Annotated in this window: 14 protein-coding genes; 7 read left to right on the top strand and 7 right to left on the bottom strand. The window is 61.4% G+C overall.

Going from position 1 to position 25,373, the window contains the following annotated elements; translation table 11 throughout:
- Positions 1–64: 64 nt before the first annotated feature.
- The gene (locus ACVOLL_RS05555; protein ID WP_481511986.1) at positions 65–871 is read left to right on the top strand and encodes a TOBE domain-containing protein; all 807 of its coding nucleotides are present in this window, start codon (positions 65–67) and stop codon (positions 869–871) included.
- 127 nt (positions 872–998) lie between these two features.
- Here ACVOLL_RS05555 and ACVOLL_RS05550 read toward each other — a convergent pair whose 3' ends face one another.
- Complete coding sequence (locus tag ACVOLL_RS05550; RefSeq protein ID WP_481511985.1) at positions 999–3,275, bottom strand: FdhF/YdeP family oxidoreductase; 2,277 nt, start codon at positions 3,273–3,275, stop codon at positions 999–1,001.
- Positions 3,276–3,596: 321 nt separating this feature from the next.
- The gene (gene fdhD / locus ACVOLL_RS05545; protein WP_481511984.1) at positions 3,597–4,436 is read right to left on the bottom strand and encodes a formate dehydrogenase accessory sulfurtransferase FdhD; all 840 of its coding nucleotides are present in this window, start codon (positions 4,434–4,436) and stop codon (positions 3,597–3,599) included.
- A 277-nt stretch (positions 4,437–4,713) separates the two neighbouring features.
- Between fdhD and ACVOLL_RS05540 the strand changes: the two genes are divergently transcribed.
- Entirely contained in the window at positions 4,714–5,448 is a 735-nt protein-coding gene (locus tag ACVOLL_RS05540) for a lysoplasmalogenase (RefSeq protein ID WP_481511983.1), read from the top strand.
- A gap of 10 nt (positions 5,449–5,458) precedes the next feature.
- A complete protein-coding gene (locus ACVOLL_RS05535; RefSeq protein WP_481511982.1) occupies positions 5,459–6,019 on the top strand; it encodes a dihydrofolate reductase family protein in 561 nt (186 codons plus the stop codon).
- Positions 6,020–6,146: 127 nt separating this feature from the next.
- Here the strand turns inward: ACVOLL_RS05535 and ACVOLL_RS05530 are convergent, their stop codons facing one another.
- The 3 genes from ACVOLL_RS05530 to msuE form a co-directional block, all read right to left on the bottom strand.
- Positions 6,147–7,175, bottom strand: a complete 1,029-nt coding sequence (locus ACVOLL_RS05530; RefSeq protein ID WP_481511981.1) for a methionine synthase — start codon at positions 7,173–7,175, stop codon at positions 6,147–6,149.
- 30 nt (positions 7,176–7,205) lie between these two features.
- On the bottom strand, positions 7,206–8,189 hold the full coding sequence (locus tag ACVOLL_RS05525; protein ID WP_481511980.1) for a DUF1852 domain-containing protein: 984 nt from the start codon (positions 8,187–8,189) through the stop codon (positions 7,206–7,208).
- A 74-nt stretch (positions 8,190–8,263) separates the two neighbouring features.
- Positions 8,264–8,851: an FMN reductase gene (msuE, locus tag ACVOLL_RS05520; RefSeq protein ID WP_481511979.1), complete on the bottom strand. Its 588-nt coding sequence runs from the start codon at positions 8,849–8,851 to the stop codon at positions 8,264–8,266.
- Positions 8,852–8,979: 128 nt separating this feature from the next.
- Here msuE and ACVOLL_RS05515 point away from each other — a divergent pair, with 128 nt between their 5' ends.
- From ACVOLL_RS05515 to ACVOLL_RS05505, 3 genes are all read left to right on the top strand, one after another.
- On the top strand, positions 8,980–9,915 hold the full coding sequence (locus ACVOLL_RS05515; RefSeq protein ID WP_481511978.1) for a LysR family transcriptional regulator: 936 nt from the start codon (positions 8,980–8,982) through the stop codon (positions 9,913–9,915).
- Between the two features lie 115 nt (positions 9,916–10,030).
- Positions 10,031–10,873, top strand: coding sequence for a methylenetetrahydrofolate reductase (locus tag ACVOLL_RS05510; protein WP_481512027.1), 843 nt, complete (start codon positions 10,031–10,033; stop codon positions 10,871–10,873).
- Between the two features lie 1,154 nt (positions 10,874–12,027).
- On the top strand, positions 12,028–18,651 hold the full coding sequence (locus ACVOLL_RS05505; RefSeq protein WP_481511977.1) for an autotransporter domain-containing protein: 6,624 nt from the start codon (positions 12,028–12,030) through the stop codon (positions 18,649–18,651).
- A gap of 621 nt (positions 18,652–19,272) precedes the next feature.
- Here the strand turns inward: ACVOLL_RS05505 and ACVOLL_RS05500 are convergent.
- Positions 19,273–21,918: a bifunctional diguanylate cyclase/phosphodiesterase gene (locus tag ACVOLL_RS05500; protein WP_481511976.1), complete on the bottom strand. Its 2,646-nt coding sequence runs from the start codon at positions 21,916–21,918 to the stop codon at positions 19,273–19,275.
- Between the two features lie 870 nt (positions 21,919–22,788).
- Between ACVOLL_RS05500 and ACVOLL_RS05495 the strand changes: the two genes are divergently transcribed.
- On the top strand, positions 22,789–23,274 hold the full coding sequence (locus tag ACVOLL_RS05495; protein ID WP_481511975.1) for a hypothetical protein: 486 nt from the start codon (positions 22,789–22,791) through the stop codon (positions 23,272–23,274).
- 387 nt (positions 23,275–23,661) lie between these two features.
- On the opposite strand, the gene ACVOLL_RS05490 is transcribed toward ACVOLL_RS05495, so the two are convergent.
- Entirely contained in the window at positions 23,662–25,305 is a 1,644-nt protein-coding gene (locus ACVOLL_RS05490; protein ID WP_481511974.1) for a phosphoethanolamine transferase, read from the bottom strand.
- Positions 25,306–25,373 lie beyond the last annotated feature (68 nt).

Raw genomic sequence — 25,373 nt, 5'->3', positions numbered from 1 at the left:
AAGCGGGGTGGAGATGGCGCCCGGCTTACACTGACCGCCGCTACCGCAGCAGGGACCAGACCAGATGAGCGAGACCGACCCCATGCTTGAGCTGCAAGGCAGCCTATGGCTGAACGTTGCGGGGCAAAGTCTGGGCGGCCGTGGCCGCTTCGCCTTGCTGGGGTTCATCGATGCCTGCGGTTCGATCAGCCAGGCCGCCAAGCGGATGGGCATGACCTACAAGAACGCCTGGGACGCCGTGGATGCCATGAACACGGCAGCCGGCGAACCCTTGGTGGCACGCAGCGTCGGCGGGCGTGGCGGCGGCGGTGCTCAGTTGACCGAACGCGGGCGCCAACTGGTCGCGCGCTTCGAGCAGCTTGAACGTGCGCACCGCGCCTTCCTGCAGTCCCAGCAGATTCCCGCCGGATTGGATGAGGACATGGCTTTGATACGGAGGATCGGAATGATCACGAGTGCGCGCAATCAGTTCTACGGCCGAATCAGCGCCGTGGCCGCCGGTGCAGTGAACGATGAAGTGCAGATTGAAGTCGCGCCTGGGCTCACGGTCGTGGCGACCATCACCCACGGCAGCATGGAGTCGTTGGGGCTGGAGGTTGGCATGCCAGCCTATGCATTGATCAAGGCATCGTCGGTGCTGCTGGCGCAGGGCCAAGGCACGCGGTGTTCGGCACGCAACCAGTTCAGCGGCACGGTGGCGCGCATCACCGAAGGCGCCGTCAACGACGAAGTGGTGGTGGATATCGGCCACGGCTGTAGTGTGGTTGCCGTCATCACCCGGGCCGGGACAGCCGCATTGGAGCTGGAGGAAGGCGGCCCGGTGGTGGTGCTGTTCAATGCATCCAGCGTGATCGTCGGCGTATCGATGTGATGCAACAACAAGGTCGTAAGCGGGCCTGCCTTGTCGCGCCGACCAAGGAACCCGAACCTGCCCGCGGTGGCAGGTGCAACCTTGGGCATTCACTGGCTGCGCAGGAGCACGTCGAGTAGGGCCAGCACTACGCCCGGCTGATGTGCACCGGCACTGATTTGTAGGAAGGCGTGCCACTGGCAGGGTCGATGTAGCTCAATGGGATAAGGCAGTTCCCTTCCGGGTAATACGTCGCTACCGAGCCACGGGAAATCTGGTAGCTGACCGCAATGACGTTTTCCAGAACCCTGTCGTCCTCGTTGTCCAGCGCTGTCCTGATACGGATCCGATCCCCCTGCTGGATTCCGCGCTCGCTCATGTCCGCTTCGTTCATGAACACGACATCGCGACGGCCGAAGACGCCCCGGTAACGATCATCCAGGCTGTAGATCGTGGTGTTGTACTGGTCGTGGCTGCGGATGGTGGCCAGCTTCAGCACCGCCTTGTCGATGGGTTTTGGGTCTTCAGCCAGTCCCGGGAAGCGGAGGAACTCGGCCTTGCCCGATGCGGTGCGCCAGATGCGTTCGGTAGGTGGCAAAGGCAGGCGGAAGCCACCGGGAATCCGGATCCTGGCGTTGTAGTCCGAAAAATCGGGGAACACCGCTTCGATGGCTTCACGTATCAGGTCATAGTCGGCCACCATTTCCATCCACTGCACGCGACTCGATGGCAGGGTTGCGCTGGCGATGCCAGCAACGATTGCCGGCTCTGAACGCAACTGCTCAGAGGCGGGTTTCAGCTTGCCCCGCGATGCATGCACCATCGACATCGAATCTTCCACGGTGACCGCCTGCGGCCCGGTGGTTTGAATGTCCAGCTCGGTTCGGCCGAGGCAGGGCAGGATGAAAGTGTTCTTGCAGACCAGCAGATGACTACGATTGAGCTTGGTCGCAACGTGTACCGACATCTCCAGGCTACGCATGCCAGCGAAACAGGCGTCGCCATCAGGTAGCGCGACTGCAAGATTTCCGCCGAGGCAGATCAGTACGGTCGAGCGGCCTTCGATGATGGCCTGCATGGCAGCAACGGCATCGTGGCCATGCTCGCCTGGCGCGCGGAAGCCGAACCGCTTTTCGATTCGGTCGATCATCGCGACGCTGGGCTTTTCGGTGATGCCGACGCTGCGGTCCCCCTGCACATTTGAGTGCCCACGTAATGGACAGATACCCGCGCCGGGCTTGCCGAAGTTGCCACGCAGGAGCAGCAAGTTGGCAATCTGCTGGACATTCCTGGTGCCCGTGCTGTGCTGGGTAATCCCCATGCCGTAGGTGATGATGGTGGCGTTGGACTTGGCATAGGCCTGCGCGACCTTGCGCAGGTCGTCCTCAAGCAAGCCTGATTCGGACACGATTCCGTCCCAACTCGCCGCCTGAAGGTCTTTGGCGAGGGCGTCGAATCCCCGGGTGTGTTCTTCAATGAACGCGCGATCCAGAACCCTGGCGTCTCCGCCCTCGGCAGCGTCCATCTCCAGCAGGGCCTTCATGATGCCTTTCAGTGCTGCGGCATCGCCGCCTATGCGCGGCTGCAGATAGGAAGAGGCGATCTCCGTTGCCCCGAGCGTCGCCATCTCCAGCGGGTCCTGCGGATCGGCGAAGCGCTCCAGGGCGCGTTCGCGCAGTGGATTGAGCACGATGATGGGAGCGCCGCGGCGTGCAACCTCATGCAGCGTACCCATCATGCGGGGGTGGTTGGTCCCAGGATTGTGCCCGATGGAAATGATCAGCTCGCAGGCGTCGAAATCATCCAGGGAGACGGTGCCCTTGCCGATCCCAATCGATGACGGCAGGCCAACACTCGTGGCCTCGTGGCACATGTTGGAACAGTCGGGGAAGTTGTTGGTTCCGTATTCGCGGGCAAAGATCTGGTACAGGAAAGCAGCCTCGTTGGAGGCGCGCCCGGAAGTGTAGAACTCGACCATGTTCGGGTCTGGCTGTTCGCGCAGGATCTGCCCGATACGGGTGAGCGCCTCATCCCATTCCACCGCCTCATAGATGTCCTTATCCGGGTTATAGGCCAAGGGATGGGTCAGGCGCCCTTGGTCCTCCAGCTGGAAATCTGTCATTTCCAGAAGAGCAGAAACGGTATTTGCCGCGAAGAACTCCGGGGTGACCCGCTTCTTGGTGGCTTCCCAGGTCACTGCCTTCGCGCCGTTCTCGCAGAACTGGAAGGTCGAGGTGTGCTTGCGGTCAGGCCACGCGCAGCCGGGGCAATCGAAGCCTTCCGGCTTGTTGGTCCGGAACAGCGTGATCGCAGCTTCCGGGGCGGCCATCTGATCACTGATCGCCTTGGCCGTTGCCCGCAGCGCCCCCCAGCCGCCTGCCGGAGCATCATATTTGCGAATACCGGGGACGTCCTTCTCGCTCATGGTGATGTCTCACTCTTGTATTGGCACATCAAGGAAGGGGAGGGACAGCCTGAATCCGTGGCCCGGCCAGCAGGATCCGATCTGGTCACTTGCGATGCGAGCCTGGAAAGGCTGCTTTTTGCCAGCAACGCAGAATCAAGTCGAGACGAAGTGATCATCAAGCGGACTTCCCGGGTGGTGGCAGCCGCACTTCATCCCGGTCAATGCGGCACTCCCAGCCATGGCTGCAACACTGAGCGTCTGAATGTTGGTTCCATGTGATTTCCAGAACGTGCTTCTCTGGCATTGGCCTGTTCGCTGCCTCCTGTGCCTCGGCATTCCCTAGTCAAATCCAAGCAATCGCTCTGGATGTGAGTACACGTTGAATCGGTCACGGCGGGCGAAACCGATCAGGCAGATACCGGCCGCGCTCGCCAGGTCGATCGCAAGTGCCGTCGGCGCGGAAACGGCGGCAACAACGGCCATGCCAGCGTGCGCTGCCTTGCTCACCATTTCATAGCTGGCCCGGCTCGATAGGAGGACCAGACCTGCTTCGGTCGATACGGAACCGCGACGCAGGCCGCCAACCAGCTTGTCCAGTGCGTTGTGCCGTCCCACATCCTCTCGAACGTGCGTGATCCGACCGTCTGGCTCCACCCAGGCAGCGGCATGGGTGGAACCGGTTGCCACGTTCATGGGCTGCATTCTGGGAAGCGACGACAGGGCCAATCGCAATGAGGCCACAGGGAATGTCGAGCGGCTCCCAATCGGTGGTGTCAGGCGCATGACGTCCTCCAGCAGCCGTGCACCGCACAAACCGCACCCGCTGCGCCCGGGGAGCGTACGGCCAGCTGTTGGCAGGGAAGCCGCAGGGGCCAAACTCGTCACCTGCATATGAATCTCGATGCCTTCGATGCAGGGGCTCACTTCGACCCCGATCAACTCGGAGGCATCGGTGACGAGGCCTTCGGTCAGGGAGAAGCCCAGCGCCAGATCTTCAAGATCTGACGGTGTGGCCATCATTACCGAGAACGGCACATCGTTGTAACGCATCGCAACGGGCACTTCCTCGGCGACGCTGTCGAAGATGGTGCTCCGTTCCCCCATCCACCAGCGGACCGTTCGCCTGGCGGCAACGCCCGGGGGCATTTCGTCAACAGAAGTTGGATCGACTCTGGACATGCGGGCGGCGACCTGGCGGCTTGGCTGAGCGATGCGGAGTGCTGGAGCGCGCTTCTTGGGTCGAAGAATAGCTCAACCATGTGATGAGCAAGCTCAGGCGGGGGCATCAACACGGAGATCCCCGTTCGGCGGTCGAGATCGGGCCCGTTGCCTATGGGATGCTGGCCAAGGCAATCTTGGAGTGAAAGCCGCCAGGGATCTCGTTTGGGCTATGGTCGGCGTAGTCGCATCCGCCAATTCACACTTTCGTACCTGCCTCATAGCCAGACATCCCACCATGGTGACCGCAATAAGCTCCGCAATCTTCGTTTGCCTTGGTGCCTGTGCCGCGCTGGTCGTCTGTGAGTTCCGCGGCTGGAAGATCGGCAAGGGCCTGCTGAAAATCGTCGCCAGTACAGCATTCCTGGCTTTGGCGCTTAAGCTTGGGGCGACAGCATCGGGCTATGGTCAATTGATCCTGATGGGGCTCGGGCTTGGTTGGGTGGGGGACGTCTTGCTGTTGTCCCAGAAAAGCCGTCTCTTCCTCCTTGGCCTGGCCAGCTTCCTGCTTGCGCATGTGGCTTACGCGGTGGCGTTTGCATCCCTGCCCATTTCCAGCACGGCATTGGTGGCAGGGCTGGCCCTCATGACCTGTCTCGGAATCGCAGTTCTTGCATGGCTTTGGAGCCACCTGAAAGCGATATATCGCGTCGCGGTTACGGCATACGTGACAGCTATTGTTGCCATGTGCGCCTTGGCGATTGCCGCAAGCGCGGCCTCCGGAATGTGGCTGCTTGCAGTTGGCGCGGTGATGTTTGCGACCTCGGACGTCGCTGTTGCCCGTAACCGTTTCGTGGCACCGGGTGCCAGCAACAAGCTTTGGGGGCTGCCGCTCTACTATGTTGCCCAGATCATCCTGGCCACGTCAGTTACCGGGGGCATGCAAGTGTTGGCTGATCACGGCATGGAGACAACCACTGTGCTGCAATGCGCCCGCCCACAAGCGACAATCCAATGGAACGTCCAACTCTGAGCAAGCTCGCATGGGACTTCTAACCTTCAGCCTGAACATCACGCTGGATGGCTGTGTTGACCACCAGGAAGGTATCGCCGACGAGGAGACGCATGCCTTCTTCAGTCGCCTTATGGATGAGGCTGGAGCGATGCTCTGGGGCCGCGTGACCTACGAGATGATGGAGGGCTACTGGCCGGCGGTCGCTCGCGGCGAAGAAGACGCCACTCAGGCGATGCGTGACTGGGCCATCAAGCTGGAGGCCAAGCCAAAGTACGTGGTGTCGTCGGTGCGAATGGACTTCCCATGGACTAATAGCCACCACATCGTCGGCGACTTACGCTCAAGCGTGCAAGAACTCAAGAATGCAACGCCCAACGGCGTGCTCCTCGGTAGCGGCATGCTCGCTACCGAGCTGGATCGGCTGGACCTGATCGACGAGTACAAGTTCCTCGTCCACCCAAGGATTGCCGGGCACGGCCCGACGCTTTACCAGCGCGGGCTGACCAGTACACGTCATCTGGAGCTGGTTTCAGCGATGCCGCTGCACAACGGCGTAGTTGTCATGCACTACCGGCGTGCGCGCGGCTGACCGTGGCTTGCAACCCAAGGCACGGTCTATGCGATTTGGTGGATACCCAGCGCTGGCGTGGAGGCTAGCTTCTTGAGGCCGTCAAATCCTTGTCCCGGGTTCGCTGCGCTTACCCGGGCTGCATAAGTCAGGCCAATAGTTCGCGACGAACGATCTCTGCACCGGCACTGAGCGCATGCAATTTGCCTCTGGCCACGTGGCGGGGCAGCGGCGCCATGCCGCAATTGGTGGATGGATAGAGTTTGTCCGCATCAACGAACCGCAGTGCCTTGCGCAGGGTGCTGGCCACATCCTCGGCGGTTTCAATGATGTCGCTAGCCACGTCGATGGCGCCTACCATTACCTTCTTGCCACGTACCAGCTCGATCAGGTCAATGGGAACATGCGAGTTCTGGCATTCCAGCGAGATGATGTCGATGTTGGACTGCTGCAGCTTCGGGAAGGATTCCTCGTACTGGCGCCACTCCGAGCCCAGGGTCTTCTTCCAGTCGGTATTGGCCTTGATGCCGTAGCCGTAGCAGATGTGTACGGCAGTCTCGCATTTGAGCCCTTCGATCGCGCGCTCAAGTGCGGCAACACCCCAGTCATTGACTTCATCGAAGAAGACATTGAAGGCGGGTTCGTCGAACTGGATGATGTCGACGCCTGCTGCTTCCAGCTCCCTGGCTTCCTGATTGAGGATCCTGGCGAACTCCCAGGCAAGCTTCTCGCGACTCTTGTAGTGATTATCGTAGAGCGTGTCGATCATCGTCATCGGGCCGGGCAAGGCCCATTTGATCGGCTGTCTGGTCTGCTGGCGCAGGAACCTGGCATCCTCGACGAAGACTGGCTTCTGCCGACTGACCGCGCCGACGACGGTTGGCACGCTGGCGTCGTAGCGGTTGCGGATCCTGACCGTCTCGCGCTTCTCGAAGTCAACGCCGTCGAGGTGTTCGATGAAGGTGGTGACGAAGTGTTGGCGTGTCTGCTCACCATCACTGACGATGTCGATACCTGCCTGCAACTGTTCGTGCAGCGAGAGACGCAGGGCATCCTGTTTGCCTTCAAGCAATTCCTCGTCCTGCAGCTTCCACGGTGACCAGAGTTTCTCGGGTTGGGCAAGCCAGGCGGATTTTGGCAGGCTGCCAGCGGTAGAGGTGGGCAACAAATTCTTCATGGCGATTTGTTTCGAGTTCCTTTGGAATGATCAGAGCGGGCAGGCAGCGGCCCATTGTTCCAGCGTCTGCCGGTGCGGCTTGATGAAGTGCTCTTCGGTGAAGCGTCCTTGCTTGATCGCCAGCTGACTGCGTTCTTCACGGTCATAGACAATCTTTGTCATGGAGTAGTCCTGGTGCTTCAGGCTGGGCTGGTAAACACTTCCTGCCGCGGAGTTGGCGTTGTAGATCTCAGGCCGATAGATCTTCTGGAAGGTCTCCATTGTGCTGATGGTGCCAATCAGTTCCAGGTCGGTGTAGTCGCCGAGGAGGTCGCCGAAGAAATAGAACGCCAATGGCGCAACACTGTCCGGCGGCATGAAGAAGCGGACCTGCATTCCCATCTTTGCGAAGTATTGATCGGTTGAAGACAGCTCGTTCTGCAGGTACTCCACACCGAGTGCCGGGTGCTGATTGGCGGTGCGGTGATAGATCTTGCTGCTGGACGCACTGATGCAGATCACTGGAAGCTTGTTGAAGCTTTCCTTGTAGGCAAGCGAGTTCACGAAGTGCTTGAACAGCTTTCCGTGCAGGTCACCAAAGTCATCCGGTGTGGAAAAGACGGTGCGGTTGCTGTTGTAGTCCGGCAACAACACGCTGAAATCATAGTCACGCACATAGGAAGAGAAGTTGTTCCCTACGATTCCTTCGATGCGTGTCTTGGTCTGGCGGTCAACGATGCTTGTCTGCAATATCTCGATCAGCGGAAATGCATCGGTCTGGTCTACGCCCGATACGTCCATTTCGGCCGAGATGATTTCAAGTTCGACTGCGTAGCGATCTCCCATCGGGTTGTCCCAATCGGCGAGGCTGTTGAATCGGTTGTCTATCATCTTCAGCGTATTACGCAGATTTTCCTGGCGGCTGGTGCCCCTGGCCAGATTGGCGAAGTTGGTTGTCAGCCGGGTACTGTCCAATGGCTGGTAGTTTTCATCGAAGCAGATGCGCTTGATGCTGAATTCAAAGTTGTCTTTCATTGTGGTGCGCTACCGTAGGTTCTGCGGATAGTGGCCAGCACAGCGTCATGCTGATTCGGCGGGGGAGTTCGCTTTCAGGCTGCGGCGATGACTCTGGTGGCGCTTGTTGCCGTGCGACGGGTCAGCTCAAGAACCGGCAATGCGCGTTCGACCGCCAGCTTGGCGCGCAGGATCAGGTCTTTGTTCTCCAGTTCGTGGCCCGCGAAGTCCCTGTCGGTCGCGTACACGCCCAGCGGCAAGGTGCGAGCCTGGAAGAAACTGAAAAGTGGTCGCAACTGGTGGTCGATCATCAGCGCATGGCGCTCACTGCCGCCCGTGGCGGCCAACAGAACAGGCGTGTCGATCAGCGCATCCTGGTCAACAAAATCGAAGAAATGCTTGAACAGCCCCGTGTACGAGCCACGGTAGACCGGCGTGGCCACCACCAGAACATCAGCCTGCTCGACTGCCGACAGACCGAGCTCCACCGTATCGGGCAGCTCACTGCGCCTGACCGTACCGGCAAGGTGAGGGGCGAGTTGGCCCAGCTCGACGAGTTGGGTTTCGCAGTAGACCTCGGCAGCAATCAGGTTGGACAGATGTTCGACCAGAGCCACGGCCTTGGAGGGACGCTGCAGGCCGCCGGAAACCGCTACGACGCGAAGTGGGGGAGGGTGGGTCATGTCTGCCTTCAAGAGGTCTGGATCGTCAGCCAGCTGAATGGAGCGGCTGGTGAGGTTCGATCCTAGTTGCGGTTCTTCATGACGTAAAATGGTTTAATTTCACAATTCCATGAAGAAAATTCATTCATATGCTTGAGCGCATCCATCTGAGCATCGTCCAGCAGGTCGAAAAGCAGGGATCGTTGACTGCCGCAGCGGGCGTGCTGAACCTGACCCAGTCAGCCTTGAGCCACAGCATCCGCAAGCTCGAACAGCAGCTGGGTACCGACATCTGGCTGCGCGAAGGTCGCAGCCTGCGGCTCACCCAATCCGGGCAATATCTGTTGGCGGTGGCCAACCGGGTGTTGCCGCAACTGGACCTGGCCGAAGAGCGCCTGGGTCAGTTCGCACAGGGTGAGCGCGGTGCACTGCGTATCGGCATGGAATGCCACCCCTGTTACCAATGGCTGCTCAAGGTGGTGTCGCCCTATCTGGCTGATTGGCCGGACGTGGACGTGGACGTCAGGCAGAAGTTCCAGTTCGGCGGTATCGGTGCGCTGTTTGGCTACGAGATTGACCTGCTGGTCACGCCCGACCCCTTGTTCAAGCCGGGCCTGAAGTTCGAGCCTGTGTTCGACTACGAGCAGGTGCTGGTCGTGGCCAAGGACCATCCATTGGCGTCGGCGGCTTACGTGAAGCCGCAGCAGCTGGCCCGCGAGGTCCTGATCAGTTATCCGGTGGACATCGAGCGCCTGGATATCTACAGCCAGTTCCTGTTGCCTGCGGGCATCACGCCCCGGCGGCACAAAGCTATCGAAACCACCGACATCATGGTGCAGATGGTGGCCAGTGGCCGTGGGGTGGCTGCGTTGCCGCGCTGGCTGGTGGAGGAATATGCAAGCAGGATGGATGTGGTGCCGGTGCGGCTGGGTGCACGCGGGATCGCCAAACAGATCTTCCTCGGCGCGCGTGAAACGGACACCAGCATCGATTACGTGCGCGCTTTCATCGAACTGGCCCGGCATTCAACCGCGGTGGCTGCCTCGACCATTGGGCAAGGGTCGGCAGATAAGCCGCTTCGTTGAATCCCGATTGCCCCTATCCAATCTTCCGCTCCTTGCCTCAAACGTTCGATCAGAAAGAGTGGGGCCGGGCGCTCACTTGAAATGCATCACGGTAAGACCCTTGAATCATCACGATATGCCAATGTCCACGCACAACATCACCGCTGACTATTCCTTGGAAGTGAGTGGCAAAGCTATTCCAGCGCTTACTGCAGCCGCTGCCCGGATAGCAACCGGCTCAACCGTCTTCATTCCCTACCTGACGAGTGAAGACAATGGCGCACGACTGGCTGCTGCTGCGGCAATTCGTGGATTGGGCTTTGAACCCATGTTGCATATCCCGGCGCGGCGAATTGCTTCACTGGCCGAGCTGGAGTCATTCATCACTCGTGCGGTCGATGAGGCCGGTGTCGAGCGTTGCTTCGTGATTGCCGGGGATTCGCCCGGCCCCAAGGGGCCTTTTGCGGATAGCGCGTCATTGATTGAAACGGGCGTGCTTGAACGCTCAGGCATCAAGCTCGTTGGCGTGGCTGGGCATCCTGAAGGACACCCGGTGATGAGTGAAAGCGAGCGCTGGGAGATGGTTGAACGCAAATGCCGCAGCATCGAAAGTCGGGGCATGGCGCCGGTGATCGTCACCCAGTTCGGGTTTGATGCCGACATCGTATTGACCTGGCTGACAGCATTGCGCGAGCGGGGCATCGATTACCCGGTGCGCGTGGGGGTGCCAGGTCCAGCAGGCGTTGCGGTGCTCGCGCGCTATGCGGCGATGTGCGGTGTCGGTGCGAGCGCAGCGATCTGGTCCAAGTACGGCATCTCGATCGGCAGGCTGTTTGGAACGGCCGGGCCGGATCGGTTTGTTGATCGCCTGGCCAGCGGGCTGACGGAAGCACATGGAACAGTGAGCCTGCATATTTTCCCGTTCGGCGGCATCGCACAGTCCGTGGAATGGGTTGAGCATTACCACGCTGGTAGGTGACTAAGGTGCGCGTCATCAGGCAGTTGCCTAATCAAAGACTTCCGGGACCAAACAGTCGGGAAGCCCGGCCATGATTCAATGAGAACCAGCTAGTGAAGGCGAGGGGGTAGATGCAAGAGCTTGTACTTGAGTTAGCTGGAAGCTTTGGTTACGGAACGGCCGGCGGGATCATTTTCGTTCTGATCGGTTTTTTTTCTCAATTTTCAAAGTTCTCTGTATGCTCGACAGTGACCGAGCCAACGCTAGGCAGGAATTCTTGCAGCTTTGGGACGTTGAGCGAGCGAAGCGCGATCCTCTCTGGTGCGAGGTAATCATCCGCCACTACTGCCGCGAATTCCTGCCAGCTACGAAGTGAATCTGCAGCAGCGAATCCTGTCCAAGCAGGCATGACGACAAGAGGGCTGCGTCATGCCAGCGTACTTTTTCCGTACATGGCAACGGCTTATCAAACCCGGCCCGATCTCAGCCCGGCGCGGCCCACGCCGGTGTCCATGGCAGCCTAGGCGAAGCCTGCCGTGCCAACGGACAGCGCTATCAGGCGATTGCCAGTTACCCGAAGGCCATTGAACTTGCACCGGGCGAAGCCCGCACGCGCGAGGCTCTGAAAGAGCTTGAGCGCCGATGAGACCACGTATACGCGTCTATCTCTGGAAGGCAGAAGGATGTCGAATCGACTGACAGGCGCTATCGTGGTTGCGCGAACAACAGTCTCCAATTAGCACGAATCGATATCCCAGTGGTCGGGGACTGCTCGATCCTCGACTGATGCTTCTTCGGTGCGGGTGGGGAACCTCTCAATGACTGAGAGCAACAGCTAGCAAGGGTGAGCGTGGAAAGTGATGGATCCGCCTTCATCCAATAGCCAAGTGCTCTTTCGGCACAAAAAAGAAGGGGCTGCTTCTGGCCATCAGCTGTGCCGATTCAAGCACTACGAAACAAGCGGCCGCTGATTGTTCAGACCTTCCTTTACCGCATGATCTGATCAGAATCATATGGGCATTGAATCTTACGTTCTATTTTTCAAGAAAAAAGTTGCGCAGCAGTATAGTCTCGCCCCTGGCGCAAATCGCCCGTACCCCAACTGCCGCCGACCTTGGCTGTTCCGCGTTGTGGATGCCAGGCAGCAATCACCGCTAATCTTGGAGAAGTAGGCCTTGAATCACGTTTACCGTCTGGTATGGAACCGCGCCATGCGCATGTGGCAGCCCGTGTCGGAACTTGCAGGGCAGCCGCGCGGCGGGGCGACGCGATCAGCGGTTTACGTGTCGGTGCGATTGCGCTCGCAGGCGATGGCCGCGGCCATTGGGTTGGGGCTGGCCGCTTGGGGGCCAGTCGCCATGGCGGCCTGCACCATTTCTGGTGTGACTGTGACCTGTAACACGCCCGCCAATCCGTTGGCGCCCAACTTCATCAACTCGAATGACAGCCTCAGCGTGACGGTAGGGCCCAACGGCACGGTGGGTGTGCTGCTGGGTGTCGGCGGCACGGCGATGCTGCTGCAGGGAAATAATGGATCGGTGACGAACAATGGTGTTGTCGACGCATTTGCGCTGGGCAGCGGCCTGAGCGTGGTGTCGTCGGGCCTGGTTCTGGGCAAGCCGGAAGGGAGCACGCCCACGGTCGGCACGTACACCGTCCAGAACGGGGCCTCCGGTCTCATCGGCGGCTCGGGCCGAGATACTTACGAAGCGCAACTGGCCAACCTGACCGGGATGGCGCTGTCCATCCACAACGGCACGGGCGGTGTGACCAACGTCACCAACAACGGCATCATCCGCGCCGCGCCGGTGGCCCTCGGCAACCGGTCCGGCGCGGACATCGCGGCCGTGGCGATCTATGGCGGCGGTGTGACCAGTTTCACCAACAGCAGCACCGGCACCATTGTCGGCCGGGTGGCTTTCGAGTCGGCCGGCTCCGTTCTTGGCAACTACTTCAGGAACGGCGGCGTCATCAACGGCAGCGTGTCGCTGGGGGCAAATGGCAAGAATACGTTCGTCGCCGAGTCCGGCTCCTCGGTCAGCGCGGCGGGCCAGACGACCGGAACAATCGGCGTTACGTCCGTGGCGGGCCTGCTGTTCGCCGCGCCGGGCACGGTGGATGGCGGCGCCGGCGGCACCAATTCCCTGATGTTCGCCGACACCTTCAGCCGTGGCATCGCCACCAACGTCACGGCCGGAACCTACCTGAATTTCAACAGCCTGACCGTCACCGGGGGCACCTGGGCGCTGTCGGGCGGTGCGTTAATGCCCACGGGCAGTAGCATCGCGCTCAATGGCGGCACGGTGCGCGTCGACGGCAGCGGCGCGCTGGGCACCGGTGCGATCGATGCGGCGGGGGGCGCCATCGGCGCGACCACGGCGGGCGTGTCGGTGGGCAACACCTTCCGGCTGGGTTCGGGCGGCCTGACGCTGGACGGCACCCAGGCGTTCACGGTGTCTGGCCTGTTGACGGGCACCGGGGGGGTGCGGGTGGCTGGCACCGAGGCGGTCACCTTGACGGGCGCCAATGACTACACTGGCAGCACGGTCGTCAATGTGGGGGCCTCGCTCACGGGCAATGCCACCAGCCTGCAAGGCAATGTCGTCAACAACGGCACGGTGACCTTTTCCGGCGCGGCCAATGGCAGCTACGGCGGCACCATGTCGGGCAGCGGCAACCTGGTCAAGGAAGGCAGCGGCACACTGACGGTCAACAGCCTGCTGGGCCATCAAGGCAACACAGCCATCCAGGCCGGCACCCTGCGACTGGGCGCGGGCGCAACGCTGAACCCAGCGACGACGGTGAACTTGAGCGCCGGCACCGCGCTGGACCTTTCGGGAGGCGTGAACCAGAGCATCAACGGGCTGGCCGGCACGGGCGGCACGGTCGTGTTGGGCGCGAATACGCTGAGCCTGTTCAACACAAGCGCCACCACATTCACTGGCGTGATTGAAGGTAGCGGCGGTCTGGTCAAAGGCGGACTTCAGACGCAGACCTTGACGGGCACCAATACTTTTACCGGTGGCGTCAACATCACGGGCGGCAAGTTGGCGCTGGGGGCCGGGGGCAGCCTGGCCTCGGGCTCGGTGGTGACGGTAGGCGCAACGGGCGCGTTCGATGTTTCGGCAGCCTCCAACACAACATTGGCAGCGCTCAACGGTGCAGGCGGCAACGTTGCGTTGGGCGCCAACACCCTTACGCTGGGGGCGGGCACCTATGACGGCGTGATCGGCGGCACCGGCGGCATCACCAAGAACACGGCGGGCAGCTTGACGCTCAATGGCGTCAATACCTACACAGGAGCGACCCAGGTGAGTGCCGGCGAGTTGCTGGTGGGCGGTGCGGCCACCAATACCGGCGCCCGTTTGAACAGCGCTGTAACGGTGGCCAACGGCGGCTCGATCGGCGGATTCGGCCAGGTGAACGGCAACGTGGCCGTGCAGGCGGGTGGCCGCCTGGCCCCCGGTGCGCCAGGTGGCGTCTTCACCGTCAATGGCAACCTGGGGCTGGCGCAGGGCAGCCAGATGGACTTTTTCTTCGGCGCGCCCGGCAGCTCGGGCGGCCTGGGCGCAGGCCACAGCGTGCAGATCAACGGCGACCTGACGCTGAGCGGCGCGCAGCTCAACGTCAACGATGCGGGGGGCTTCGGCCTTGGCCTGTACCGGCTGTTCGACTACACCGGTTCGCTGACGACGCACAACGGTGGCATCACTGGATTGGCGGCCGGACAGACCTTGCAGGTACTGAGCGGGTCCAAGCAGATCAACCTGATCAACGCGACGGGCCTGACGCTCAATCTCTGGAACGCTGATCGCAGCGCGACGCCTAATCAGTTGGGCGGCGGTTCCGGCGTCTGGTCCAGGACCAGTGCCAACTGGACGGACGCTGGCGCCTCCGTAACGTCGGCGTTTTCGCCTGTCAATGCGTTCGCCATCTTCGGCGGCACGGCGGGCACGGTCACGGTGGATGGCGGTGCGGGCAATGTCAGCGCCAGCGGCGTGCAGTTCGCCAGCGATGGCTACCGTTTGAACGGTGACGCGCTCAATCTGTTGGCGCCGTCGGCCGGTGTCCTGAGCGAATTGCGCGTGGGTGACGGCAGCGCCGCGTCGGCCGGCTGGAGCGCCACGCTGGACAACGTCTTGGCCGGCAACGGTGTCAACAAGACGGGGTTGGGCACCTTGGCACTGACGGGCGCCAACCTCCACGCCCAGACGCGTCTTTCCGCTGGCACGCTGTCGGTGTCGTCCGACGCCAACCTGGGCGTGGCCCCGGGCTACCTGGACTTCCAGGGTGGCACGCTGCAGGTCACCGGCACCGCCTTCCAAGGCACGGCGCGCACGATCACGCTGGGCGCCGCGGGCGGCGGATTGGACATCGTCGATGCCGCCAATACCTTCACTGTGACGCAATCCCTGTCCGGCAACGGCGGTCTGGTCAAACTGGGCGCAGGCACCCTCGTGCTGAGTGGTGCCAACACCTACCGCGGCACCACCAGGGTGGCTGGCGGCAAGCTGGTGCTGGGCGCGGGGGGCAGTTTGGCCACCGGCTCGCTGATGACGGTCGACACGCAGGGCACGTTCGATATCTCGGCGGCATCCAACACGACATTGGCTGCGCTCAATGGCGCGGGCGGCAACGTAGCGTTGGGCGCCAACACCCTTACGCTGGGGGCGGGCACCTATGACGGTGTGGTCGGCGGCACCGGCGGTATCACCAAGAACACGACAGGCAGCTTGACGCTCAATGGCGTCAATACCTACACAGGGGCGACCCAGGTGAGTGCCGGCGAGTTGCTGGTGGGCGGCTCCGCCGCCAATGCGGGCGCGCGCTTGAACAGTGCGGTGACGGTGGCCAGCGGCGGCTCTATCGGCGGTTTCGGCCAGGTGAACGGCAACGTGGCCGTGCAGGCGGGTGGCCGCCTGGCCCCCGGTGCGCCAGGTGGCGTCTTCACCGTCAATGGCAACCTGGGGCTGGCGCAGGGCAGCCAGATGGACTTTTTCTTCGGCGCGCCCGGCAGCTCGGGCGGCGTGGGCGCAGGCCACAGCGTGCAGGTCAACGGCGACCTGACGCTAAGCGGCGCGCAGCTCAACGTCAACGATGCGGGGGGCTTCGGCGTTGGCCTGTACCGGTTGTTCGACTACACCGGTTCGCTGACGACGAACAACGGCGGCATCACTGGATTGGCGGCCGGACAGAACTTGCAGGTACTGAGCGGGTCCAAGCAGATCAACCTGATCAACGCGGCGGGATTGACGCTCAATCTCTGGAACGCTGATCGCAGCGCGACGCCTAATCAACTGGGCGGCGGTTCCGGCGTCTGGTCCAGGACCAGTGCCAACTGGACGGACGCTGGCGCCGCCGTGACGTCGACGTTTTCGCCTGTCGATGCGTACGCCATCTTCGGCGGCGCGCCGGGCACGGTCTCGGTGGATGGCGGTGCGGGTAATGTCAGTGCCAGCGGCGTGCAGTTCGCCAGCGATGGCTACCGTTTGAACGGCGACACACTCAACCTGGTGGCGCCGTCGGGTGGTGAACTGAGCGAACTGCGCGTGGGCGACGGCAGCGCCGTGTCGGCCGACTGGGTCGCCACGCTGGACAACGTCTTGGCCGGCAACGGTGTCAACAAGACCGGCTTGGGCACCTTGGTGCTGACGGGCGCCAATGCGTTTGCGCAGACGCGCCTTTCCGCGGGCGCGCTGTCGGTGTCGTCCGACACCAATCTGGGCGCAACCGCGGGTGGTCTGGACTTCCAGGGCGGCACGCTGCGGGTCACGGGCACTGCCTTCCAGAGCACGGCCCGCACGATCACGCTGGGCGCTGCGGGCGGCGGGTTTGACATCGTCGATGCCGCCAATAGCTTCACTGTGGGGCAATCCCTGTCCGGCAACGGCGGCCTGGCCAAACTAGGCTCAGGTGCCCTGGTGCTGAGCGGCGGCAACACCTACCTGGGCACCACGACGGTAGCTGGTGGCAAGTTGCAGGTGGGCGATGGCGCCACGGGTGGCAGCATCGCCGGCAACGCCGACATCCAGGCCGGTGCAACGTTGGCGTTCAAGCGCAGCGACCAAGTGGTCTACGGTGGCGCGATATCCGGTTCGGGCAACCTGCGCCAAGAAGGCAGTGGCACGCTGGCGCTGACGACCGATAGCAGCGGCTTCACCGGCATGACATCCATATCAAGCGGCAACCTGCAAGTGGATGGCAAGCTGGGCGGAACGGTGCAGGCGATGGCGGGCAGCACGGTCTCGGGCGTTGGCACCCTGAACCAGTTGACCGTGGGCTCGGGCGCGACCTTGTCACCAGGCAACAGCGTCACGCCATTCGGCCGTCTGAATGTTCTGGGTGACTTGAATCTGTTGCAGGGCGCGTCGTATCGCGTCGCGGCGGCGGCCGATGGTGGGCACAGCAGCGTCAACGTCAGCGGTGTCGCCAATCTGGCGGGCTCGGTACTGCACATGGGCCAGAACGGCGTCTATGCGCCTTCCACGACTTACACCATCCTGGCCGCGGGCAGTGGCGTGCAGGGCCGGTTTGATGAGGTCACCAGCAACCTCGCATTCCTGACGCCGTCGTTGACGTACGGCAGCAATCAAGTGGACCTGATCGTAAAGCTAAAGGACGTGCCCGATGACGGTAACGGCGGTTCGCGGCCGATAGAATTCGTCGACGCCGCCGTCACGGGCAATCAGCGCTCGGTCGCTGGTGCGCTGCAAAGCCTGCCTGCCGACAGTCCACTGTATCGCCGCGTGTTGAACCTGCCTGAGGGTGCACCGGCCGAGGTGTTCAATGGCTTGTCTGGCGAAATGCACGCTACTACGGTATCGCTGACGCAAAGCGTGGCTAACAGCTTTGTGCAAGTCCCAATGAACCGCTTGCGCGCAAATCTTGCGGCGGACATGTTGACCGGCGTGTCGACGGCAGAGCCGGGCACATGCAATGCCGTCGTGCCGCAATCGGACGAGCAACTCTTGTGGGTACAAGTCTTCGGCAACCGGAGCTCGCTGGGCGGTAACGGCAATGCCGCCCGCAGCACGCAGAGCAACAGCGACGTGGCCGTGGGCGGTGACACGCTCGTGAGCGGCGACTGGCGAATTGGTGCTGCGGTCGGCTATTCCAACAGCCGCAATCGCATCAACGCACGCGCGTCGAGCGGTCAGGCCGACAGCTACAGCCTGACAGGCTATGGCGGCAAGGCGTTCGACGCGGGCAGCGGCACGCTCAACCTGAGCTTGGGCGCGTCCTATACATGGCACGACATCACGACGCAGCGCTACGCCGACGCGGCGGGGCTGCCGCAGAAGCTGGAGGCCGACTACGGCGGCAATACCACCCAGGTGTTTGGTGAGCTCGGATATGCCATGGCGTTGACCGATAGCCTCACGCTGGAGCCTTTTGTCGGTGCCGGCTTCAGCAGCCTGCGTACGCACGCGTTCACCGAGTCTGGCGGCGACGCCGCGTTGCGCGGCGATGTCGGCCGCAACAACGTCACCACCTCCGCGCTCGGCCTGCACGCCCGCAGCGCCTTCAACAGCACCCGCGTCCAGGGGCAGTTGATTGGCACGCTGGGGTGGCGGCATGCCTTTGGCGATGTCGATCCGGTCAGCACGATGTCGTTCGTGCAGGGCGGCGAGTCCTTCACTACCCGTGGCGTGCCGATCGCGCGTGACGCCGCGCTGGTCGAGCTGGGAGTGAATATCGCGGTCAGCAAACGCACCACGGTAGGCGTGATCTACGGCGGACAGTTCGGCGATGGTAGTCACCAGCACTCAGGCGCACTGGATGTGCGCTATCGATTCTGATCGCAGACAGCATTGCGGTCCGAACAGTCTCCATGAAAACGCAGCACAACACGTGTGTTGTGCTGCGTGATCGAGTTTGCAGGGAGGTAGCCCGGAATGGTGAGCCATATAACCTGTTCAAGGCTCCCGGCATGCCGCGACAACGGCCCAGGCAGTGCCTAATGGGGCAGGGGGGCAGGGGGCAGGTGTTGATCCATGGCCCGTTTAGACAAAGAGCGCTGTTCCGGTGATGCCGAACTGAAGTGCACGCTTGGCCAGCTCATTGGCTGTCACCATGCAGCGTGACGGCATCCAATATGCCGCGATAGGCTTCCCGGAACGCTGGCCCGCTTCCATGCCGTTTGTACGATGCATGCAGGCGCATCCACTGTTCGGTTGAAAGCCCCCGTGTGCTGAACCCCTGATCAGATGGCCTGGATGAAAGATGCCAAGACTGCGCCGATTGCGAAGCACAACATGGCGGTTTATCGCGGAAGGGTTCGTGCAGCGATCATGGTGCTGGCTCCGTTCGGGTCCAGCGGCATGGTGCCAAACACGGAGTTAAGCGCTCGACCGCGACAGCCTCCGTTCTGCGACGATTTCTTCACAAGCCGCGATCGCCCACGAAGGAATGGGTGAAGGTTAACGCTGGAATTTCACCCGTTCAGGCCTATGCAGACCAAAACCTTGGGCGTAGTCCACGCCCAAGGAACGCGCTGCATCGCGCAGGTGCCCGGTACTTACACCTTCGGCCACGACCTTTAGGCCGCGCTGGTGCCCAATCTTGGTGATGGCGCTGATGATGGTGTGGCTGATCGGATCGGCATCCAGATCAACAATGAAGCTGCGGTCGATCTTGATCAGGTCCAAGGGAATATTCTTGAGATAGCCGAAAGACGACATGCCAGCACCAAAATCATCGAGGGCGATGCTGCATCCGGCACAACGCAGGCGCTCAACGATGCTCACCATTTTAGCCAGGTTGCGGACTGCGACGGTCTCGGTGACCTCGAAGCAAAGCTGCTGTGGCGGTACCCCGTGTTCTGCGATGCAGCCAAGGATGAAGTCTGCCAAGCCCTCGTCCTCGATACTGGCACCAGACAGATTGATCGCACAGCTGCCAAGTGTCTGCGCCGTAGGGTGGAGGTTGCTGAAGTTTGACAGGGCTTTGCGAATCACCCAGCGGTCAATGGCCGGCATCAAGCCATAGCGCTCGGCTGCAGGTAAAAAGACGCCAGGCAGCACAATGCTGCCATCTTCATCACGTAGGCGCAGCAGCAGTTCGATGTTGGTAGCGGTGTCCTTGCCGGTGAGAGAGATGATCTCCTGGTAGTCAAGCAGCAGGCGGTCCTGATCCATCGCCCAGCGCAGCCGGTTGACCCATTCCATCTCCCCCTGGCGCCGGCTGGTCTCGTCGTCCTCACGGTACACGTGGACGCGGTTGCGTCCGTTCTCCTTGGCCAGGTAACAGGCCGTGTCTGCCCAAGCCAATAGATTCTTCAGGGTTGGAAACTGCTGGTCGATCACGACCATGCCGATGCTGCAGCTGACCTTGTAGCTGCGCTCCTGCCACGCGAACAGCAGGGTTTCGATGCTCCTTCGGATCTGTTCCGCAAGCTGCAGTGCACCGCCGGCATCTGCGTGGAAGGTCAGCAACCCGAACTCATCCCCGCCCAGACGTGCGAGGATGTCGCCGCTGCGCAGCTGCTGGCGCATGATCAACGCGAGTTGCTCCAGCAGCTGGTCGCCGGCCATATGGCCGGACACATCGTTGATCAGCTTGAACTGGTCAAGGTCGATGTACAGCAAGGCCCACATGCCGTTGATCGCCGTTGTGGACCGGTCCTTCAGTATCTCTTCCAGACGCCGCTCGAACTCACGGCGGTTGTAGAGGCCCGTCAGCGCATCATGCGCGGCCTGGTAGCTCAGGCGATCAGTCAGTTCGCGCTGTTCGGAATTGTCGGTTGCGACCAGCAATAAATGCGGGGTCCCATCCACATCCACTTCGGCCATGGATGCATTTGCCCAGAAGCTGGTGCCATCTGCCCCTCGCAGCTCGGTCTCAAGCCGGTTCCAGCCGCTGCGCAGGTCCGCCGGATCACGGGACCTGGCCTGCAGTGGGTGATCAGGAAACAGCGAAGACAGCTGCAAGCCGGTGGGGTCACCCAGACGCTTGCGCGCTGCCTGGTTGGCGTACACGATCTTCCAGCCGCGGGCGTCGACGAGCAGCACCAGCGCCGGCAACAGTTCATTCAGTGCACGGAAGCGCAGCTCGCTCTCGCGGTAGCGGAAACTCATCTGCGCCCCCAAGGCCAATGCCTTGCGCCGGGTTACCGCCAGCGACCACAGCAATGCCGATAGCAGCAGGCTGATGATGGACCCGGCGATGACGATGGTATCCAATCGGCCAACGGCAAAGGGCTGCGGGCGGGGCTGCATCTCCAGATGCCAGTGCCTGCCGCCAAAATCCAGTTGACGGTGCTGCGCAGGCAACCCGGCAGCTACCATCGTGCCGGAATCGTAGAATGGCTGTGCGTTCACATCCGTATCGCGGATTCTTACCCGGAAGCCATCCAGAATGGGCGATGCCAGCGCGCTTTCGATCAATGGCTGCAAACGGATGCCGATGGCCAGCGCGCCAATCTCCCGAGCTTGGCGCTCGCTCGCTGACGCCGGCGTTGGCCCTTTGGAATACACCGGTAGGCGGAGTGTGACGCCCAGCGGACTCTGTCCTGGAGACGCCTTTTGGCGCAGGGCAAACGGGGCTGAAACAGTGACAGTGTCGGTATCCCTGGCGCGTAGCAGGGCCGCCAGGTTGGCCGGCTGGGTGACCATGTCAAAACCCAACAGGCTGGTATTGCTCTGGTAGGGCGACACAAACTCGTAGCGGTAAGCCGCGTTGTCGGTTTGTGGTCGGTCGACCTGGGCACGCCGCGCAAAGGCGATGGAAGTGTAGGCCTCGTTACCATCGTGTAAACGCGCGTAGTACTGACTGAAGCCAGTCTGATCCATCCGGTCGTTGGCCAGAAAGACGGTCTGCATCGCACGCAGGATGGATGCTGCATGCTCAAGCGGTACCCGCAGCTGCGCAACGCTGGTGTCAGCCAGGGCCCGGCGCGCGTCTGCAGCCCGATGCTGCAGGTCAGACCATTCGCGGTACGCGATGATCGCTGTGCAGGCCAGCCCGAACAACAGGCCTGCAACCGCCCAGGCAAGTGGTGGCAAGCTGCCACCACGAGCGGGCAAGGCGTGCGCGGATTCTTCAAGCTCTGGCTGGATGAAAGTCACTTACCCGTTCGGCTCCTGCGCAATGTTGTGCCATGAGGAACATGCAGCCTGCCGTATACAGGCCAGCTGTAGAAACAGTCAAAACAACGCGAAAACTACCGTGACGAAGCCCCCAGCCGTTCCGGGCCGAGTATGGATATCGGCGTGGGTACGCCAATCTTGATGGAGCGGCGGATACGTTTGCGACCGGGGCGGCGGCAAGAAGTCAGGGAACAAGGTAACGCATTCGGCTGACAGGCCGTCATTGTGCAGACACCTGATTTCGCGCCACCGTAGCCACTCCTACACGAGAGGCGTAGATTGCCCATCAAAGCATCCATGCACCGGTGTGGATCCGACACCGCCTGGAGCGGCCCTTGAGCGATGACAAGGACACGTTTGCATCATCAGTTGGAGGCAGGCCCGTCTCAATCGCGTTGATAGTGTCAAGCCAAGGCGTAGCTCATTGGATTCCAGCTTCATGCAACTGCATGCATTAGTCGAGGCATCAATGTTTTGTGCTGTTGCAGTGCAGCGGCGCCAGCCGGGAGAGGGAGGCGTCGCCCGCAAGAGTTTGGTCGACTACCGTCGCAAGCGCCACTTTGGGCATTGCGTGGACCTGAAACGGGCGAGCCGTTGCCCAGGATGCTTTGGAGGCGAGTCTCTTTCCGGCCATTGCTGCAGCAATCTCGTTCGTCGGGCTGGTTGTGGTCGCAGCTGGCTATGCCGCTGCTGTCCGTGTGGTCTATCAGACATTGGACTTTGCTCTATTGGAAATGAAAGCAAAGCTTGCGCACGGCCCCTGATGCCAGAACGCTGCTCAGGTTGTCGATTGCTTGGTGAGTGACCCACCCCTTGAAGAAGGAAAAGAAAGTCATGTGGAAACCGTGCATGCGCGTCCTGGTCTGCGCACTGATGGTCTGGGCTGGCGACATGGCTGTTGCTTCGCCCGCCCACGAACTGCCGCTGCCCAACGAGGCCGAATACACCGCCGAGATCAACGCCTGGCTGGACCAGCAGAATGCTGGGAGAGCTGCTGATCAGCTCAGGTGGCAACGGATAGTGGCAGGTGGCTCGACAGGGTTGATTCTGGGCTTTGCGGTCTTCGTCTGGCACACATGGCGCCTGCGTAAACCCTTGGCCTTCCGCATCAGCCGCTTGCTGCTGTGGACACCCTGTTTCTTGCTGGCAGGTGCATGGTTTGTTTCGCCCCTGCTGCTGGCCGCGACGGCGCTGGCGCCCGCGATACTGGGGATATGGTGGAAGCGGGTTCTGTCATGGTGGGAACTGGGACTGGGTACCATCCTATGTCTGGCAATGTTGGCCGGGGTATGGATGGTGTTCAGCGTGCTGGCAGGCTTGGGGACCGGGTTATGAAGTCGTATCGGCGTGTCGTCACAGGTTGACTACCTGCATGCCAAGCAGATGCCGCTGGAGGCGTACAAGCGGAATGCTGGAACGTGGATTGCGGGATTGAATGAATCTCTCTTCCGAGCACCTTTGCTCAGTTTTTCATTCGAGAGGTTGCAGAGGTTGTGAAAGCGCGGTTCAAGGAAGTTTGCCGGGGGTAGGGAAGGGCCCGCTCTTCCGCGGTGCCTTGTTCCAGCTGCCTGCAGGGGCGGGCGCATGCCATCAGACGGAGCAGGCATCGGCCCGCTCACGAAAGCAGCTTCCGCGACAGCCGCTTGTACCCAGCGCCAAAACCACCTGGAGCACGGCCGGTGATCCGCAGGTTGATCGGCGGTCTGTCGCTGGCGAGCCCGCTTAGGTTCTGCAGGGGGCAAACGCATCCAGGGCCGGCTGGTAGACCTGGCTCTGGACGTCGAACAGCCCCAGCATCGAGTGGTAGACGTTGTCATGGCTGTATGCGTTGCGTCGCGCGTTCCTACGCATGCAGGCATGGTCCAGAGCCGTGTTCTGCAGGAACTGCGGCGAGAACCACATGATCAACGGTACATGGGTTTGCTCGCGGGGTGCGATTGCATATGGCGTGCCATGCAGGTACATGCCTCGCTCGCCCAATGACTCCCCGTGGTCGGACACGTAGACCAGCGCCACGTCACGCTCACCGGAATAGTGCTGCAGCAGCGCCAGGGTCCGGCCGAGCATCTCGTCCGTCTGCAGCAGCGTATTGTCGTAGGTGTTCACAAGCTCTTCCTTGCTGCACCTGTGGATCTGGTTGCTGTCGCAGGTCGGAGTGAAGAACCGGTTGTGCTGCGGATAGCGTTCGAAGTAGGTTGGCCCGTGGCTTCCGAGCTGATGCAGCACCACCAGAGCGTCTCCTTGCATGGTGTCGATCTGCGTCCGGAGGCCATGGAGCAGCACGCTGTCGTGGCAAGTTCCATCCTTGTTCGGGCAATCGCCGGCAATCTTCATGCGCGGCATATCCTCGGTGACGATGCGCTCACATACCCCCTTGCAACCACCGTTGTTGTTGTTGCGCCACAGGATCTGGATGCCTGTGCGTTGCAGGATGTCGAGTAGGTTCTCCTCGGACGTGGCACGTGCGGCATCGTAGTCCGCACGGCCCATGCGCGAGAACATGCAGGGAACGGAGATGGCCGTGGCTGTCCCGCAAGACGAGACATTCCTGAAGCTGATGATGTCCGGATACCGGGACAGCGAGGGATTGGTCGGGCGTGAGTAGCCATTGAGCTGGAAGTTCTTTGCCCGCGCGGTCTCGCCGACCACAAAAATGACCAGCTTTGGCCGGGCGGCAGGCGAACGCGGGGCACGAATGGCGTCTTCGCCTACGCGTTGCAGCGGCTGCCGCTTTGCTTCATGGTGGCTGGTCAGATAGCCATGCGCATGGCGCACAACATTCAATGGAAGCACCAGATCCCGGATATGGCGATTGTTGCGAAACAGGGACGCATAGTCCTTGTAGAATCCAAGCGAAATGGTGGCAAGCACGATCGCGGAAAGGACGATGTTCCCGGTCCACCAAAGTGCGGTCCGCGGCACGTTGGCGCTCCTGGTCCTGCACAGGCCGATCATTGTTGCGGGTAATATGCCCAGCCCGATGATTGTCAGCAGTAACGAAATCGAAAAGTAGGATGCCAGTTCTGCCTGGTTCGTCTCGAAGAAGTTCTGAACCATGCTGCGGTCGATCAGTACGTTATAGTGCAGCATGAAGTAGCTGCAGCTGGCACTGATGATGATCAACAGTGCCAGCAACGGCTTGCGCAGGTAGGGAAGGATCAGTATCGGCGCCAACAGAAGGTTGAAGGCGAAGAAAAGAAAGACCGGAACGCTCAGGAAGAAGAAAAAACTATGCGGGTCATGGATCTCAATCGTGACCGCGAGCGTTTTCCAAAGGGCAGGGTTGCCGATACTGGCGAAGAAGAGTGCGGCTATCCAACCAAGTTGGATGGGATGTAAGCGCAGGGATGTCAGACGATGAAGCACGCACGGTTCCAATGAATAGAAAGTCCGCGCAGTCTCAGAAAGTCGTTGTCAGGAAGTTGTCAGCCGAT

The organism is Stenotrophomonas sp. STEN035 (assembly GCF_056759935.1).
The sequence above is the reverse complement of the archived record's forward strand: the minus strand, read 5'-3'. Positions and strand labels throughout refer to the sequence as shown.

Excerpts from the sequence above, each read along its gene's own strand:
- ACVOLL_RS05555 (WP_481511986.1), top strand. The coding sequence starts at position 65 with ATGAGCGAGACCGACCCCATGCTTGAGCTGCAAGGCAGCCTATGGCTG.
- ACVOLL_RS05550 (WP_481511985.1), bottom strand. The coding sequence starts at position 3,275 with ATGAGCGAGAAGGACGTCCCCGGTATTCGCAAATATGATGCTCCGGCA.
- fdhD (WP_481511984.1), bottom strand. The coding sequence starts at position 4,436 with ATGTCCAGAGTCGATCCAACTTCTGTTGACGAAATGCCCCCGGGCGTT.
- ACVOLL_RS05540 (WP_481511983.1), top strand. The coding sequence starts at position 4,714 with ATGGTGACCGCAATAAGCTCCGCAATCTTCGTTTGCCTTGGTGCCTGT.
- ACVOLL_RS05535 (WP_481511982.1), top strand. The coding sequence starts at position 5,459 with ATGGGACTTCTAACCTTCAGCCTGAACATCACGCTGGATGGCTGTGTT.
- ACVOLL_RS05530 (WP_481511981.1), bottom strand. The coding sequence starts at position 7,175 with ATGAAGAATTTGTTGCCCACCTCTACCGCTGGCAGCCTGCCAAAATCC.
- ACVOLL_RS05525 (WP_481511980.1), bottom strand. The coding sequence starts at position 8,189 with ATGAAAGACAACTTTGAATTCAGCATCAAGCGCATCTGCTTCGATGAA.
- msuE (WP_481511979.1), bottom strand. The coding sequence starts at position 8,851 with ATGACCCACCCTCCCCCACTTCGCGTCGTAGCGGTTTCCGGCGGCCTG.
- ACVOLL_RS05515 (WP_481511978.1), top strand. The coding sequence starts at position 8,980 with ATGCTTGAGCGCATCCATCTGAGCATCGTCCAGCAGGTCGAAAAGCAG.
- ACVOLL_RS05510 (WP_481512027.1), top strand. The coding sequence starts at position 10,031 with ATGCCAATGTCCACGCACAACATCACCGCTGACTATTCCTTGGAAGTG.
- ACVOLL_RS05495 (WP_481511975.1), top strand. The coding sequence starts at position 22,789 with ATGCGCGTCCTGGTCTGCGCACTGATGGTCTGGGCTGGCGACATGGCT.